Below are 15,352 nucleotides of genomic sequence, written 5' to 3'. Positions count from 1 at the left end.
ATCCTTGTCCTCATGCAACTCCCCTTTCTTCGTCGGATCATCGCCATGTGGTGGAGGTCCTGGGTTCCCGTCGCACCGCTGACCGGGCAGGTCACCGTCGTCCAGGCCTGCCGGCCACCGGTGTCGGGCACGCCGCAGCGGCCCCCGACCGGAGAACCTCTCCACCGCGACCGAGCGGGTGAAGCCGCCACCGCCCGGGAGTGCGCCGTTGTGGTGGGTGGTGGGTGGTGGGTGGTGACTGACGGGTGACGGTCGGCGCTCGGGAGAGGCGTGGCTCCCTCACACCCGGCTCCACTTCTGGCCGGCCCGGCCGTCGCAGGTCCACAGAACCAGCGGGGTGCCGTTCGCGGTGCCGGCCCGGTCGGCGTCGAGGCACAGTCCGGCATGGACGTTGCGGACCGAGCCGTCGGGGCCGACGGTCCACTTCTGGTTGTTCTGGCCGTTGCAGGGCCAGGTGATGACCCGGGTGCCGTTGACGGTGCCTTGGTCGTAGGCGTCCAGGCAATTGTCGCCGAAGACGCGGATCTCGCCGCCCGCCCATGTGGTCCACAGCTGGTTGGCGGCCGTGTGGCAGTCCCAGAGCAGGACGGTGGCCCCGGCGGCGGTGGAGGCGTTGTCCACGTCCACGCAGCGGCCGGAGTTGTTGCCGCGCAGCCGCGAGGTGGTGGCGGTCAGTGGGCTGCCGCCGGTCACGCGGAACACGGCCACGCCGTGCGCGGGGACGCTCGCCGAGATCTGTCCCGACGTACTCGACGTGCCGCCGGTCCACAGGTCCGTGAGGGTGAACGGCCCGCCCGTCAGGCCGACTTGAGCGGCTGTCGTGGTGACCGTCGCGGTGCCGCCGCCCCGGTTGAACAGGCCCACCGCGACCGAGCCGTCGGACAGGGGCTTGGCGAACACCTCGGTGCTGCCGTCGTCGCGCACCCTGCGCCCGCCCGCGCCCAGCGGATCCTGGTTCACCGCCAGCAGACGCGGGTTGCGCAGGATCGCGCTCACGTCGGCGGACATGGTGCGGATGTCGTTGCCGGCCATGAGCGGGGCCCCCAGCAACGCCCACAGGGCGAAGTGGGAACGGGACTCGGTCAGTGACAGGCCGGGACGGCCGACGACCAGCATGTCGGGGTCGTTCCAGTGTCCCGGGCCCGACTGCGCCGCCAGCGGCGCGGTGACGTCCAGGACGTTGCCGACGCCCATCGGGTAACTGTTGGTGTTGCCGTTCTGCCAGATGTCGAGCAGGTCCTCGGTCGTCCGCCAGAGGTCGGCGACCTCGCCCCAGTTGTACGTGGCGCCGGTGATGGCGTGCAGGCTGTTGGGGTTGATGCTGTAGACGATCGGTCGTCCGGTGGCGCGCAAGGCGTCACGCATGAGCTTGAAACGCGCGACCTGTTCGTCACGGGTACCGCTGGAGGAACACCAGTCGTACTTGAGGTAGTCGACACCCCACGAGGCGAACGTGGCGGCATCCTGGGCCTCGTGCCCCCTGCTGCCCGTGGATCCCGGGTAGCTCCCCACGGCCTGCGCGCAGGTACGCTCGCCCGGCACCTGGTAGATGCCGAACTTCAGGCCCTTGCCGTGGATGTAGTCCCCGAGAGCCTTCATCCCGCTCGGGAACTTGGCCGGATCGGCCCGCAGGTTGCCCGCCGCGTCGCGCTGTGGGTCGAACCAGCAGTCGTCGACCACCACGTACCGGTAGCCGGCGTCTCGCATGCCCGAGGACACCATCGCGTCGGCGGCCTCGCGGACCCGCGCCTCCGTGACACCGCATCCGAAGCTGTTCCAGCTGTTCCAGCCCAGCGGCGGAGTGAGTGCCGGGCTGCCGGGCGCGGCGGAGGCGGTGGAGTGGACCGAGGCCGTAAGGGATGCGGCGGCCGTCAGCGCGACGGCCGCGAAGAGGTGGAGCAGTCGTCTGCCCGGTGGTCTGGGCACCGCGGGGTCCTTTCCGGGTGGGGCGCCGTGGGCTGTCACGAGGGCGCCCGGGGAGGGCTCGGCTGGTGAGGCGATCGTCGGCAGATTGCCGCAATGGCGTTCGAAATTTCGGTCCAATTTCGGATCGCCGACCTCACGGATATTAGAGAGGCTTCCAGGAGTGTCAACACCACTCGGCTGGTCAGCCGTTCTGTCCGCACCTTGTCGGTCATCAGGGGTGAGGATCACAGCCCGCTTCGCCGATGGCGCGGTACATCCGGACATCGAAATATTTCGGCGTCACCATCGAATCATGCGAGGCGTATTGACGGGAACTGTCGGCCTCGTATCATCCAGGTTGCTCGATGAGTCGATTGGCGTTCGCAATACCGAACCTCATGGGATCCTCCGCCACCACAGCGCTCCCTCGCAGAGAGATCGACACATGGACATGTCATGCCCTGATCAAGCTCCGGGCCGACGCCTAGTGCTGGCCACCGCCACCGGCCTGGTCACCGGCGCCCTGCTTCCGCCCACCCCCGCCCGCGCGGCCGCCGCGGCGTTCACGAACCCGGTGATCTGGCAGGACTTCGCGGACATCGACGTCATCCGCGTCGGCGCCACCTACTACGCCTCGGCGTCGACGATGCACTACTCGCCCGGGGCGCCCGTCCTGCGGTCGTACGACCTGATGAACTGGGAGATCGCCGGTCACTCGGTGCCCGTGCTCGACTTCGGCGCCAAGTACGACCTGAACGGCGCCCGTGGCTACGTCCGGGGCATCTGGGCGTCGTCGCTGGCCTACCGGGCGAGCAACAGGACCTTCTACTGGCTCGGCCAGATCGACTTCGCCAGGACGTACATCTACACCGCCACCGCCGTCGAGGGTCCGTGGAGCCGACTCACGACGATCAGCACGCCCTACTACGACGCGGGGCTGCTCGTCGACAGCGACGACACCCTCTACGTGGCGTACGGGAACACCACCATCAGCGTGGCCCAGCTCTCGGCCGACGGCCGCAGCCAAGTCCGCACGCAGCAGGTGTTCACCACGCCGTCGAGTGTCGGCACCCTCGAGGGCTCCCGCTTCTACAAGATCAACGGACAGTACTACATCTTCCTGACCCGCCCCGCGAACGGCCAGTACGTCCTGAAGTCGTCGAGCGGTCCCTTCGGTCCCTACACGATGCGGCAGGTCCTCCTCGACCTGCGCGGGCCGATCACCGGCGGCGGCGTCCCCCACCAGGGCGGGCTGGTGCAGACGCAGAGCGGCGCCTGGTACTACATGGCCTTCGTGGACGCGTACCCCGGCGGCCGGGTGCCGGTCCTCGCGCCCGTGACCTGGACCCCGGACGGCTGGCCCGTCGTGCAACTCGTGAACGGCGCGTGGGGCACCTCGTATCCCAGCCCGGCCGTGCCCGCTCCACCCCGCCAGGTCACCCCGATGATCGGCGTCGACACGTTCGACGGCACGAGCCTCAAGCCGAGGTGGGAGTGGAACCACAACCCGGACAACACCAAGTGGTCGGTCAACAACGGGCTGACCTTGCGGACCGCGACCGTCACCAACGACCTGTACTGGGCACGCAACACGCTCACGCACCGCATCCAGGGCCCCACCTCGACCGCCACGGTCCAGCTCGACTTCTCCGCGATGCGGGACGGCGACCGGTCCGGACTCGCACTGCTGCGTGACTCCTCCGCCTGGATCGGGCTCAAGCGCGAGGGCGGTGCGACACGGGTGGTCATGGCCAACGGACTGACCATGGACGGCAACTGGAACACCACCGGCACCGGCACGGAGGTCGCGAGCGCCAGTGTGTCCGGCAGCCGCGTCTGGCTGCGCGCGGCCGCGGACATCCGCCCCGGCACGGCACGCCCCGGAACCTTCTCCTACAGCACCGACGGCACCGACTTCATCCGCCTCGGCCCCTCCTTCTCCATGGGCAACGACTGGCGCTTCTTCATGGGCTACCGATTCGCCCTCTTCAACCACGCCACCCAGGCGCTCGGCGGCGCGGTCCGCGTCCTGCGGTTCGAACTGTCCACGCCCTGACCCGATCCGACCGATCGCATCAACCCAACCCCCCGCCAACCGTACGAGGAGAACCATGAACCCGCTGAAACGGCTCAGCTGTCGCCGAGCCTCGGTGTTACCCCTGCTGGCCGTGGCCGCCCTGGTGACGCCGACGGCCGCGACCGCCGCTCCCGACGCCGTCCGGGCCTCCACACTCGGCGCACAAGCCGCCCAGTCAGGACGGTACTTCGGGGCCGCGGTGGCCGCCGGAAAGCTCGGCGACGGCACGTACACCGCGATCCTGGACCGCGAGTTCAACTCGGTCACCCCTGAGAACGAGATGAAGTGGGACACGACCGAGCGGTCTCGCGGCTCGTTCAATTTCGGCCCCGCCGACCAGATCGTCAACCGCGCAACGGCCCGCGGTCAGCGCGTGCGCGGCCACACCCTGGTGTGGCACTCCCAACTGCCCAGCTGGGTCAGCTCCATCACGGACGCGAACACCCTGCGCAGCGTGATGAACAACCACATCACCACCGTGGCGAACCACTACAAGGGCCGGATCCACTCGTGGGACGTGGTCAACGAGGCCTTCGCCGACGGCGGCAGCGGCCAGCACCGCCCCTCGGTGTTCCAGAACCTGCTGGGCGACAGCTTCATCGAGCAGGCCTTCCGCACCGCGCGGTCGGCCGACCCGGCGGCCAAGCTCTGCTACAACGACTACAACATCGAGAACTGGAGCGACGCGAAGACCCAGGGCGTCTACCGCATGGTGCGTGACTTCAAGGCGCGCGGGGTGCCCATCGACTGCGTCGGCTTCCAGGCCCACTTCGGCGCCGGTGGCCCGCCGTCGAGCTTCCAGACCACGCTGGCGAACTTCGCCGCTCTCGGCGTCGATGTCCAGATCACCGAACTGGACATCGCCCAGGCGCCGACGACGGCCTACGCGAACACGGTGAGGGCCTGCATGAACGTGGCGCGCTGCACCGGCATCACCGTCTGGGGCATCCGCGACAGCGACTCCTGGCGCAGCGGGGAGAACCCGCTGCTGTTCGACCGCAACGGCAACAAGAAAGCGGCCTACCAGTCGACGCTCACCGCGCTGGGCGGCACGGCGGCGGCCCGCGGCGCAACCTCGCCCCGGTCCTCCGCAGCGCTGCCCTCCACCTTCTCCTGGAGCTCCAGCGGCGCCCTGATCGCGCCGAAACCGGACGCGACCCACAACATCGCGGGGATCAAGGACCCGTCGGTCGTCTACTACAACGGCAAGTACCACGTGTTCGCGAGCACCGCGAGCTCCGCCGGCTACAACCTCGTGTACCTGAGCTTCTCCGACTGGTCGCAGGCGGGTTCCGCCACGCACCACTACCTGGACCGCACCGCCATCGGCACCGGTTACCGGGCCGCACCCCAGGTCTTCTACAACGCCCCGCAGCGCCTGTGGTACCTGGTCTACCAGACCGGCAACGCCTCGTACTCCACCAACCCCGACATCAGCAACCCCAACGGGTGGAGCGCACCGCGCAACTTCTACTCGTCGATGCCGGACATCATCAGGCAGAACATCGGCAACGGCTACTGGGTCGACATGTGGGTGATCTGCGACAGCGCCAACTGCTACCTGTTCTCGTCCGACGACAACGGGCACCTCTACCGTTCCCAGACGACCGTCGGCCAGTTCCCGAACGGTTTCACCAACACCGTCATCGCGGCCCAGGACTCCAACAGGTACGCCCTGTTCGAAGCGAGCAACGTGTACAAGGTGCAGGGCAGCAACCAGTACCTGTTGCTCGTCGAGGCCATCGGCTCGGACGGCCGGCGCTACTTCCGCTCCTGGACGACCAGCAGCCTCGCCGGCTCGTGGACACCGCTGGCCGCGTCCGAGAGCAACCCGTTCGCCAGGGCGACCAACGTGAGCTTCCCCGCCGGAGCCTGGACCCGGGACATCAGCCACGGTGAGATGATCCGCGCGGGCTACGACCAGACGATGACCATCCCCTCCTGCAAGCTCCAGTACCTGTACCAAGGCATGAACCCCAATGCGAGCGGCGACTACAACAACCTGCCGTGGCGACTGGGCTTGCTCACCCAGACCAACTCGACCTGCTGACCGGTTGACGACATGGGCCCCGTCGCTCGCGCGGGGCCCATGTCCCGTACCGGTCACAGGGCGGATCGAGCAGCTCTCCTCGATCGGCACGCGCTGGACGTAGGCGTCGCCAGGCGACTCAGGGGAGGCCGGATCTCTCCGCCCGTGCCCTGGAGCAGGCAGCTTTCGTGGACTTCACGGCTCGTCGCTGATGACCCCAAGCAGCTCACAGCGGCTGAACAGACCTTCCCGCCCCTCGTCACCCGGCAGGACCCGGCCCAGCTCGTCGGCATGGCTGCCGGGCCGTGTCCTGCCGGGTCTCATCCAGCGGCCGTTTTGGACTCAGCCACCGCTCTTGCGTCGGAACGACCGCTGGTTCGCAGCCGGGCCGTGCGCGCCGCGGATCTTTGACGCGTCGGTGTTCGCAGCGAGGTCGGCGGCGTCCGCCTGCATACCGCGCTTGCGCGCCAGTGCCTCCCGAAACTTGCGCTTCAGGTCGTACTGGCCGTTGTCGTCGGGAGAGAGGGCAGGGCTCTCGGCGTCAGCCGACTCCGAACCTTCTTGTGATGGAGACTCTGCGGCCATGGTGACCTCCTGGGTTCGGGCAGTGGAGATCACAGCTTGTCATGCCGGGCACCGCATGAGGCGCCCATGGCCGACATCGCCAGCCGCCGTCGCTGGTGGCTATCACGCAGGCGGCCAGGCCGACGACCGGACGCCCCTTGCCATTCCGCGGCGCCCACCGGCTGGCGCACAACCCTTGGGCAGGTACCTGCGCCGGAGCGTCGAACCCGGGAGCGTCAGGTGATTCGCCGGCCCATCTTTGCGGACTGCCGGTGGTGTCCCTTCGTGTCCCACCACTCTTCCAGATGGACACGGACGAGATGCACGAACTGCCGGAGTCGGTCGGGAGGCGGCGCGGGCGAAGTGAGCACATCCACCCAGGACTTGTCGTCCCAGGGCAGAGTGACCACCCACCGCTCATCCGGGTGGCCTCGGCGGCCCACAGTCAGCCAGTACGTCAACGTCGCGCTGCGGTCCGGATGGTGCTCGACCGACATCGTGGTGACGTCAAAACGGAGTCCGTCAGCGGTGACGTACGAGCGACTCAGGGCCTGCTCGGCCGGTGTCTGTTCCTCCATGGTGACCAACCACTCTTTCACCTCGGCCCACGCCCCAACACGGCGGGGCGACCCGGGCGGGAAGTCCGTCGGCAGCAGGCAACGCGGCTCGCCGTGCGGCAGCTCGCGCCGCTGAGCGGCCTGCTGCGCGCCGTGCGACGCCGCGACGACCGCGAAGCTGTGCTCCTGCCCCACCCGCTGGTTTGCGTACGCCGGCTGGTGACGAGCCGGGTCAGCGCATCTCAAGGCTGGTGAACGTCGGCAGGCCGGCGGTCGTACGCATGGCCGGTCGACGCGGGGACCACTGACGTGGTGAGAAGGGAGTCGTCCTCGGTGCGGGCGCCGGGCAGCCGATGGCGGGCGGCGATGAGGGCGGCGTCGATGTCCTTGGTGCCGGTCGCCACGCACAGCGTGTAGGTGACGTCCTCCATCCGCCGGCGCACCTGCGCACTGCCGTTCTCGGCGTGCAGGACGCGCAGCGTCTCGTACTGCTCCACCAGGTTCTTCAGCACGGCCGGGTGTGCCATGAGCATCAGGAGTCTCCCCTTGTCACTGCAAGTCGCATGGGTCATACGCGGACTCGTGTGCCCCAGGTCCCGACCGCCATTCCCAGTGTCTCGGGCGCGCCGCCAAGGCCCGGTCTGCCGGCGCCAATACTCAGCCGGGCAAGGCACTGAGCTCGCCGCCGTCCGCGCACAGGATGGAGCCGTTGACGTAGCTGCCGGCCGGGCCGACCAGGAACGAGACGATGTCGGCGATCTCACTGGGATCGCCCGCCCGGCCACGCGCGTTGGTCTTGTCCAGGAGCGCGGTGTGCTCGCCGAACATCGCCGAGGTGCCCTCTGTGTGGACGGGGCCCGGAGACACGGCGTTGACACGTACGCCGGACGGGCCGAACTCGGTGGCCCAGTACGGGTGAGGATCTCCACACCGGCCTAGGAGGCACCGTAGACCGCGCCGATCGGAGCGGGCATGCGCGCCGCACTCGACACCAGCACGATCGATCCCTGTCCGCGCTGGACCATGCCGGGCGCCAGCGCACCGACCAGCAGGAACGGGGCCCGCGTATTGACCGCGATCTGCCGGTCGAAACTCGCGGCGTCGGTCGCGGGGGTCGGCGCGCACCCTGTCGGGCCAGGCTTTGCGCGAGGGCCTTGCCGATACCCGACGTCGCTCCGGTCACCAGTGCGGTGCTGCCCTGCAAAGCGGTGCTGATGTTCGGTGAGCGCACCGACTTCCGAAAACGACAAGCGGCGCGGCAAGGCCGAGGACCCGGCGCTGGAGACCGACCTGGGCTGGGCGATCCGCATGGTCTCCGCCGCGTCCCGCCGCGTCGCCACCGAATCCGTCTCCGAACTGCCAGGAGGACCAGGCGGCTGCCTCGTACTGGTCGCCCTGGCCGGCGGCGAACCACCCTCACAACTCGCTCTCGCCAAAGAGGTCAGGCCGGCTCAAGCAGGTACGACACGGTCTGTCCGCCGCCGAAGCACGTCTCCTCGCCGAACACATTGCGAGCCGGTTCAGCGGCGTGGCCGTCCTGGCCGCAACCTTGCGCCGCTTCCTGCATGCTGCGGTCGGGCGAATGTCTGTGGCGTGGCCGGAGAGGAACATGATGGGTATTCAGACGTCCATCCTGTTGCGCGAAGCGGCATTTCATGGCCTGTTCCAGGGGCCGGTACGTTCGGATTCATGAAGTGGAATTTTCAGACGGCCGAAAAACTCATGGCTGCCTTACGTGCCGGTGAAGTGACCTCGGCGGAACTGACCGACGAGGCGATCGCCGGTATCGAGCGGGACGACAAGGCGATCAACGCGATCTGTGTGCCGGACTTCGACCGTGCACGGGCCGCCGCGCGCGATGCCGACCAGGCGCGCGCCCGCGGTGAGGACCGGTCGCTGCTCGGCATTCCGGTGACGGTCAAGGAGTCCTACAACGTCGCCGGGCTGCCCACGACATGGGGCATACCGCTGCACCGGAACTACATGCCGGCCGAGGACGCGGTGCAGGTGTCGCGACTCAAGGCCGCGGGCGCGGTGGTGCTCGGCAAGACCAATGTGCCGTTGGGGCTGCAAGATGTGCAGAGCTTCAACGAGATCTACGGCACCACCAACAACCCGTGGGATCACGGTCGCACGCCGGGTGGATCCTCCGGCGGGTCAGCGGCGGCCCTGGCGTCCGGATTCGGCGCGCTGTCCATCGGCTCCGACATCGGGGGTTCGTTGCGCACCCCCGCACACTTCTGCGGTGTCTACGCACACAAGCCGACACTAGGGCTGGCGGCGAGCCGCGGTATGGTCCCGCCGCCCGCACCGGCCTTGCCGGCCGACCTTGACCTCGCCGTCGTCGGTCCGATGGCGCGCACTGCCCGCGACCTCACGCTCCTGCTCGACGTAATGGCCGGACCGGACCCGCTGACGCTCGGTGCGGCGTACGACTTGACGCTGCCGCCCGCGCGCCACGAGCGGCTCCGCGACTTCCGGGTCCTGGTCCTCGACGAGCATCCGCTCATTCCGACCGGGTCCGCTGTGCGGGCGGGTGTGAACCGGGTGGCCGACGCGCTTGTCGACGGCGGCGCCCGCGTCCAACGGCACAGTCCGCTGCTGCCCGATCTGACCGAAGCCGCGATGCTCTACACGCAGTTGCTGTTTTCGAGCGCCGTTGCACGTCTTCCCGTCGAAGTGTACGAGCAGCTGCGGACTCACGCCGCCGAACTGAGCGCGGACGACCGGAGTCTCGATGCGGCGCGGCTGCGCGGCATGGTGTTCAGCCACCGCGACTGGATCGAGGCGGACAGCCGTCGCGAGCTCCACCGCCACGGTTGGCGGCAGCTCTTCGCCGAGTTCGACGCCGTGGTGTGTCCGATCACGCCCACTCCCGCGTTCCCGCACGACCACAACCCCGATCTGAGGGAACGCCGGATCGACATCGACGGCGTCGAGTACCCGTACTTGGACCAGCTCGTCTGGGCCGGTCTGGCCACCATGCCCGGCCTACCCGCCACCGCCATACCAGCGGGCCGGTCCCCCGAGGGTCTGCCGGTGGGAGTGCAGCTCATCGGTCCGATGTTCGAGGACCGCACCCCGCTGCGGCTGGCCGAACTGCTCGAGCACAAGATCGGCGGCTTCCAGGTACCGAAGTAGGGCGTACTACCGGGTGTCCGCTGAGCAAGAAGCCCAGCGGAACGGATACGGGCGGCTAGTCACGGAGCGGGGGCCGCGGGCCCTGTTCGACCGGGCGGTGGTGTGGCTGGTGAACAGCCGGGTGCTGCCGCCCGGGGTGGCGACGCTGGCCCGGGTGGTGGCCGCGGTGCGTCAGGAGGAGAGCGACCGGCTGTACCTGATGCTGCCGTCGGAGCCGCCGCCGTCAGTTGCGGGACAGCGGCTCCCACGCCGTTATCGGGCGACGTAGCCGCCATCGACGGGGAGGGCGACACCTGCGACGAAACTGGCTCCCGGGCTGCACAGCCACAGAACCGCCTGAGCGATCTCCTCAGCTGTACCGAGGCGGTTGATGGGCTGGTTGGCCTCGGCCGCGGCTCGGTCCAGTTCCCCCTTGGCGATCATGTCGCTGACCATCGGGGTGTTGATGGTGCCGGGGCGGACGGCGTTGACCCGGATGCCGCGCGGGGCGTACTCCAGGGCGGCGCTGGTGGTCAGGCCGATCACGCCGTGCTTCGAGGCTCACACGTACCCACTCGCCGCGGACGGTAGCAACCCGACTTCAGTGGAGGCAATGCATTTTTTCGACGGAGACCGATCAGAGCGGGCGAGTGCTTCTTACCGGCACCCCGTTATGGCAGACGCCGGTGGCACGCGAACCGCACTTTCGCCCCGTAGACGGATCGGCGAGCCGGGTGATAGTCAAGTGGTCCGATTGATGGGAGACTTCATGCCACGCCGCCTGGGACCGGTGCCGTCCACGCCGTACTCGCACCTGGTCTCGGACACCGCCTACGGCAACTCGCGGGTCCGGGTGTCCCAACCCCACCGGATCGGTGTTGAGCGACCCGCCACCGGCAGTCGCAAAGTCACCCTCGCCTGCGAAACCTGCGGCGACCACGTGGATGTCACCGTTCTGAGCCTCCGCTCCACCAAGGTATGGCGGTTCGGCTGGGGCGTGGGCGGCCTCCTCGCCCTGGTGCTCATCGTCCGGTGTGTGTTCAGCATCGTCGAAGCCGGTGGCGACGCAGCATTTTTGCCCACCTTCGGATTCCTGTTCGGCATCGTGGCCGCCGTCTACCTGCTGCTTCACTGGTGGCACGAGGACGGTGTCCGCGGGCCGGGCCTGCCTTGGCGCGCCGGTCGGCACTTCGTCCGCCACTTCTGGGCAGGCCCTCGCTGATCCCGCCGAGTGCGGTGGGGCTCGCCGGCAAGGGCCTCGACGGTTCCTGCCGTCCTGCCGGTGCTTGTGGCGAGTTCGACCCCTGAGGTTTTCGACCTCGGGTGACGGTGATCTCGCTGGTGGGTGCGTCCCTGAGCAGTTGGGGTTACGTCGTGCCTTGAGCACTCAGCGCGAGCTGTTGCCGGAGGAGGTCGACCCGCCCGTCCCGACGGCGGCCCGGACCGCGCCCTGCACCGCGGCCAGCGGCCTGCACCGCGCTGGCCCTGAGGCCCGACGCCGGGCTCGACGTCGTCCTCGCGCCAGTCCCGGCCGTGACCGGCGCGGTGGTGTGGCGGCTCACTCCGCGATACGCCCTCTCGGTGTTCCCGGTGAGCGCGGGTGCCGCCGGGCAGTTCGGGGTGCACCGACCCGAGGGTCGGGCCGAAGTGGTAGACCTCCTGGCCGAGTTGCATCGGGCCACTCCGGTGGTGGCGGACACCGCTCTGCGCACTGATCTGGTGCTGCCTGGCCGGGACCGGCTGCACGAGGCCCTGAGCGTCCAGTAGTGGCAGCGACCAGCTTCCGGACCCGCGGCCCGGCCGCAGCCCACACCCTCGACCGGGTCGAACTCGTGAGCGTCGAATCGGGAGTGCTCGATCAGCACGCCTGCGGAATACGTAGCCAGATACGTGGTTCTACTGAGGCCCTTTCCCTCCCAGCCCTTTATCCTCGGGGCGTCAGACGGCGTGGACGGGGTTGAGGGGACTGAGTGACAGACAACGCCCATGGGGTGCGGGGCAGTTGGGTGACCTTGCTGGTGGCGGGGAGTCTGCTGGCCGGGTGTTCGGCTCAGAGGACGGACGACGGGCCTTCCCCGCGGAGCGGTTCGCCCTCGGCCGGTGCTTCGGCGAGCACTGCGGCCGAGGCCTCACCGAGCGCCGCGACGACCCCGTCCGGCGGCGCGTCCGCCGCCCCGTCCGGCTTCACGCCCGATGCCTCCCTCGTACCCCGGACCCCGAAGGACGGGCGCCGGCTGGCCGAGTCCGTCGTGCTCGCCCCGGACGACTGGGGCCGGGGTTTCGTGGCCCAGACTCCGGCGGCGAGCACGCCGGGCACCTGGGCCGTGCTGAACCAGAACTGCCGCTGGCAGCGTGAGAAGCTCCCGCGCGGGGTGCTGGCGAGCACGTCCCGCTACAGCCGGCTGCCGGCCGACGGCGGCAAGGGTGCGGTAAAGGTGACGGCCGTCGCCACCGTGCACGCCTCCGTCCTCGGCGCCGACGAGCAGCTGAGCACCACCCTCGAAGAGGTGCTGCGCTGCCCGGAGCAGCGGCCCCGGTCCGACGAGCGGATCACGGGACTGATGTCGCTCGGCACCCCCTTCGGTGCTCGCGAGCAGGAGTACGCCGACGACTCCACATTCGAGGCCGGCGCGTACGTCGAGGACGGCGGTGCCGCACAGCCGTACCGGTGGATGCTCGCCCGGCTGGGCACGGTGGTCGTGGCGGTCTCCGTGACGGGCGGTGCCGGGAACACCGAACAGGAACTCAACCGACTGGGTAGCACGGCCCTGGCTCAGATGCTGACGCGCATCGAGCAGCGGCTGAAGGGGAAGTGATGGAGCCGCTGCGAACCTCCGACCCCGCCCGGCTGGCGGGCTACCGGCTGCTCGGACGGCTCGGCGCGGGCGGTATGGGGTTGGTGTACCTGGCCCGCTCGGCCGGCGGAACCCTGGTCGCGCTGAAGGTGATTCAGGCCGAGTACGCCGAAAACGCCGATTTCCGGGAGCGGTTCAGGCGTGAGGCGGACACCGCTCGCCGGATGACGAGCCCGTGGGTGGCGTCTCTGGTGGACGCGGACCCCGAGGCGGCGCAGCCCTGGCTCGCGACCACGTTCGTCCCCGGCCCCTCGCTCGGCGAGGCCGTCGGCGCGCACGGACCGCTGCCGGTGCCGAGCCTGCGGGTGCTGGGGGCGCGGCTCGCCGAGGCGCTGCGGGAGCTCCACGCCGCCGGTCTCGTGCACCGGGACGTCAAGCCCGGCAATGTGCTGCTGGAGCTCGACGGGCCACGGCTGATCGACTTCGGGGTGGCCCGCGATCCCGAGGACACCGCGCTCACCTCGACCGGTGTCGTGGTCGGTACGCCGGGGTTCCTGCCACCGGAACAGGCGCGGGGCGGGCGGGATCCTGGGCCGGCCGGAGACGTCTTCTCGCTGGGCTGCGTGCTGGCCTTCGCGGCGACCGGCCGCGCTCCGTTCGGTACCGGGGCGATCGACGCACTGCTGTACCGGACGGTGCACGACGCGCCGGATCTGGAGGGTGTTCCGGCGGAGCTCGCCGAAGTGGTGGCCGGCTGTCTGGAGAAGGACCCGGAGCTGCGGCCCACGGCCGAGGCGCTGGCCGAGGTCCTCACGGCCGCCACACCCTCGTCGCCCGACCCGAGGGAGGCCCTGAGGGCCGTACGTCCTCCAGCATCCGAGGAGGACGGGAATTCCGGCGAAGCGGAACCGGCCTCCGGCGACGAGGCCTGGCTGCCCGAGCCGTTGGTCAGGCTGATCGCGGAGCGGTCGGCCGCCGGGCTCGCGCTGCCCTCCATCGACGACACCGAGGTCGACCCCGCGTCCGCCGGCAACGCTCCGACGGACACCACAGCCGCGCAGCCACCAGCTGGGGCCGTGGGCAGACGCCGTTTCCTCTTCCTGACCGGAGGCGCGGCGGTTGTCACAGCCGGGGGCGGACTGGCCGCGTGGGTGGCGCTCTCCCGTGACGGCGAGAGCGGAAACCCCACCCCTTCGGCCTCCGGTCCCGTGCACACCCTCGGTCTGCACGCCGACCTGACCGGTGATCAGAAGGCGGTCGGCCGGGCCCAGGAGCGGGGGCTGCGGCTCGCGGTCGACGAGTTCAACTCCCGTGCGAACAGGCCCTTCACGCTCGCCATGAAGACGGTGGACGACGGCGGCGATCCGGCCCGGGCGAGCGAAGCGGCCAAGAAGCTCGTCGCCGACCGTTCCGTGCTGGCGGTGATCGGTCCCACCACGGACGCCACCGCCCTGGCCTCGCTGGCGACGTACGACGCCGCCTCGCTGCCCCTGATCGCGGTGTCGCCCGGCGCCACCGTGCTGGACGTGACGGACAGCCGGTCCTTCCTGCACGCCCGGGTGACGGACACGGTCCTGCCGTTCTACCTCGACGCGTACCTGCGAGGTGCGGCGAAGTCACGCACGGTCGGGATCGTCGACGACCGGGCGGCGGACGCCTACGGCTGGGAGATCAGCAGCAGCCTCGCCAACATCCTGCGGAACCAGCGGCAGCCGTCCGTGCCGAAGGTGGTCAGCGCCCTGCGCACCGACTTCGGGCCGACCCTGGACGCCCTGCTCGACGGGGGCGCGGACTCCGTGGTCTTCGCCGGCTACCACGACCGGGCCGCGCTGCTGGCCAGGGAACTGCGCAGCCGTGACTTCCCGGGGGCCAGGGCCGCCGCCCAGGGAGTGCTCGACCCCCGGTTCCTGTCCGCCGCCGGGGAGGCGGCCGACGGCTGGGTGATCGTCGCCCCCGTCATGGACGCCACCGTGGCACCCGAGGCGAGGACGTTCAGGGCCGCGTACCGCAAGCGGTTCGATGCGGAGCCGGAGCGGTACGGCGTCGAGACGTACGACGTGGCGCAGCTCGCCGTGAAGAGTCTGCGTTCGCTGACCGCCGGGCGCCGCACCCGGCAGAACCTGACGATTGCGCTGCGCTCGGCCACGTACAAGGGGATCACCAGGAATTTCGCCTTCAACAAGAAGACCGGAGCCATGGTCGCCGACGGCAGCGGGGTCTACCTGTGGAAGGTCGACGGCGGCCGGTTCGCGTACCAGGGCGTGGCGCCGTACCAGGTGTCCACCTGATGGGGCGCTTCGTCCCA

The 15,352-nt window shown here is 69.6% G+C and carries 14 protein-coding genes and 1 pseudogene; 8 read left to right on the top strand and 7 right to left on the bottom strand.

The window, feature by feature from the left end; genetic code table 11:
* Positions 1-279: 279 nt before the first annotated feature.
* The gene (locus tag ACZ7L0_RS20855; protein ID WP_471243956.1) at positions 280-1,926 is read right to left on the bottom strand and encodes a glycoside hydrolase family 27 protein; all 1,647 of its coding nucleotides are present in this window, start codon (positions 1,924-1,926) and stop codon (positions 280-282) included.
* 430 nt (positions 1,927-2,356) lie between these two features.
* Here ACZ7L0_RS20855 and ACZ7L0_RS20850 point away from each other — a divergent pair, with 430 nt between their 5' ends.
* A complete protein-coding gene (locus ACZ7L0_RS20850; protein ID WP_471244010.1) occupies positions 2,357-3,961 on the top strand; it encodes a glycoside hydrolase family 43 protein in 1,605 nt (534 codons plus the stop codon).
* A gap of 55 nt (positions 3,962-4,016) precedes the next feature.
* Positions 4,017-6,032 carry a glycoside hydrolase gene (locus ACZ7L0_RS20845; protein WP_471243955.1) on the top strand — a complete coding sequence of 672 codons (2,016 nt, stop codon included), beginning with the start codon at positions 4,017-4,019 and terminating at the stop codon, positions 6,030-6,032.
* A gap of 321 nt (positions 6,033-6,353) precedes the next feature.
* Here the strand turns inward: ACZ7L0_RS20845 and ACZ7L0_RS20840 are convergent, their stop codons facing one another.
* The 5 genes from ACZ7L0_RS20840 to ACZ7L0_RS20820 form a co-directional block, all read right to left on the bottom strand.
* On the bottom strand, positions 6,354-6,596 hold the full coding sequence (locus ACZ7L0_RS20840) for a DUF5302 domain-containing protein (RefSeq protein WP_471243954.1): 243 nt from the start codon (positions 6,594-6,596) through the stop codon (positions 6,354-6,356).
* Positions 6,597-6,811: 215 nt separating this feature from the next.
* Positions 6,812-7,327 (bottom strand): hypothetical protein, encoded by a 516-nt coding sequence (locus ACZ7L0_RS20835; protein WP_471243953.1) that lies wholly within the window; start codon positions 7,325-7,327, stop codon positions 6,812-6,814.
* Positions 7,328-7,374: 47 nt separating this feature from the next.
* Positions 7,375-7,665, bottom strand: a complete 291-nt coding sequence (locus ACZ7L0_RS20830) for a DUF5133 domain-containing protein (protein ID WP_471243952.1) — start codon at positions 7,663-7,665, stop codon at positions 7,375-7,377.
* A 124-nt stretch (positions 7,666-7,789) separates the two neighbouring features.
* A complete protein-coding gene (locus ACZ7L0_RS20825) occupies positions 7,790-7,999 on the bottom strand; it encodes an SDR family oxidoreductase (protein WP_471243951.1) in 210 nt (69 codons plus the stop codon).
* Positions 8,000-8,067: 68 nt separating this feature from the next.
* On the bottom strand, positions 8,068-8,442 hold the full coding sequence (locus ACZ7L0_RS20820; RefSeq protein WP_471243950.1) for an SDR family NAD(P)-dependent oxidoreductase: 375 nt from the start codon (positions 8,440-8,442) through the stop codon (positions 8,068-8,070).
* Between the two features lie 379 nt (positions 8,443-8,821).
* On the opposite strand from ACZ7L0_RS20820, the gene ACZ7L0_RS20815 reads away from it, so the two are divergent.
* Positions 8,822-10,273, top strand: coding sequence for an amidase (locus tag ACZ7L0_RS20815; RefSeq protein ID WP_471244009.1), 1,452 nt, complete (start codon positions 8,822-8,824; stop codon positions 10,271-10,273).
* Between the two features lie 13 nt (positions 10,274-10,286).
* Positions 10,287-10,541, top strand: coding sequence for a hypothetical protein (locus ACZ7L0_RS20810; RefSeq protein ID WP_471243949.1), 255 nt, complete (start codon positions 10,287-10,289; stop codon positions 10,539-10,541).
* Here ACZ7L0_RS20810 and ACZ7L0_RS20805 read toward each other — a convergent pair.
* Positions 10,526-10,813 (bottom strand): annotated as a pseudogene (locus tag ACZ7L0_RS20805) (SDR family NAD(P)-dependent oxidoreductase); the annotation flags it as partial. The gene ACZ7L0_RS20810 and the pseudogene ACZ7L0_RS20805 overlap by 16 nt on opposite strands.
* A 208-nt stretch (positions 10,814-11,021) precedes the next feature.
* Between ACZ7L0_RS20805 and ACZ7L0_RS20800 the strand changes: the two are divergent.
* The 4 genes from ACZ7L0_RS20800 to ACZ7L0_RS20785 all read left to right on the top strand — a co-directional run bounded on the left by ACZ7L0_RS20800 (position 11,022) and on the right by ACZ7L0_RS20785 (position 15,335).
* Positions 11,022-11,474, top strand: a complete 453-nt coding sequence (locus ACZ7L0_RS20800) for a hypothetical protein (protein WP_471243948.1) — start codon at positions 11,022-11,024, stop codon at positions 11,472-11,474.
* A 311-nt stretch (positions 11,475-11,785) separates the two neighbouring features.
* Entirely contained in the window at positions 11,786-12,019 is a 234-nt protein-coding gene (locus tag ACZ7L0_RS20795; protein WP_471243947.1) for a hypothetical protein, read from the top strand.
* Positions 12,020-12,222: 203 nt separating this feature from the next.
* Positions 12,223-13,068, top strand: a complete 846-nt coding sequence (locus tag ACZ7L0_RS20790) for a hypothetical protein (RefSeq protein WP_471243946.1) — start codon at positions 12,223-12,225, stop codon at positions 13,066-13,068.
* Positions 13,068-15,335: a bifunctional serine/threonine-protein kinase/ABC transporter substrate-binding protein gene (locus ACZ7L0_RS20785; RefSeq protein ID WP_471243945.1), complete on the top strand. Its 2,268-nt coding sequence runs from the start codon at positions 13,068-13,070 to the stop codon at positions 15,333-15,335. Before ACZ7L0_RS20790 ends, ACZ7L0_RS20785 begins: the two co-directional genes overlap by 1 nt.
* The last annotated feature ends 17 nt before the right edge of the window (positions 15,336-15,352 follow it).

The organism is Streptomyces sp. NPDC039424, assembly GCF_055639495.1.
Note: the sequence above shows the minus strand (reverse complement) of the source record. Positions and strands in the feature narration are given on the sequence as shown.

What these genes read in the sequence shown, in the direction of transcription:
- ACZ7L0_RS20830 (WP_471243952.1), bottom strand. Translation starts at nt 7,665, where the DNA reads ATGCTCATGGCACACCCGGCCGTGCTGAAGAACCTGGTGGAGCAGTAC.
- ACZ7L0_RS20840 (WP_471243954.1), bottom strand. Translation starts at nt 6,596, where the DNA reads ATGGCCGCAGAGTCTCCATCACAAGAAGGTTCGGAGTCGGCTGACGCC.
- ACZ7L0_RS20845 (WP_471243955.1), top strand. Translation starts at nt 4,017, where the DNA reads ATGAACCCGCTGAAACGGCTCAGCTGTCGCCGAGCCTCGGTGTTACCC.
- ACZ7L0_RS20785 (WP_471243945.1), top strand. Translation starts at nt 13,068, where the DNA reads ATGGAGCCGCTGCGAACCTCCGACCCCGCCCGGCTGGCGGGCTACCGG.
- ACZ7L0_RS20800 (WP_471243948.1), top strand. Translation starts at nt 11,022, where the DNA reads ATGCCACGCCGCCTGGGACCGGTGCCGTCCACGCCGTACTCGCACCTG.
- ACZ7L0_RS20815 (WP_471244009.1), top strand. Translation starts at nt 8,822, where the DNA reads ATGAAGTGGAATTTTCAGACGGCCGAAAAACTCATGGCTGCCTTACGT.
- ACZ7L0_RS20820 (WP_471243950.1), bottom strand. Translation starts at nt 8,442, where the DNA reads ATGCGGATCGCCCAGCCCAGGTCGGTCTCCAGCGCCGGGTCCTCGGCC.
- ACZ7L0_RS20850 (WP_471244010.1), top strand. Translation starts at nt 2,357, where the DNA reads ATGTCATGCCCTGATCAAGCTCCGGGCCGACGCCTAGTGCTGGCCACC.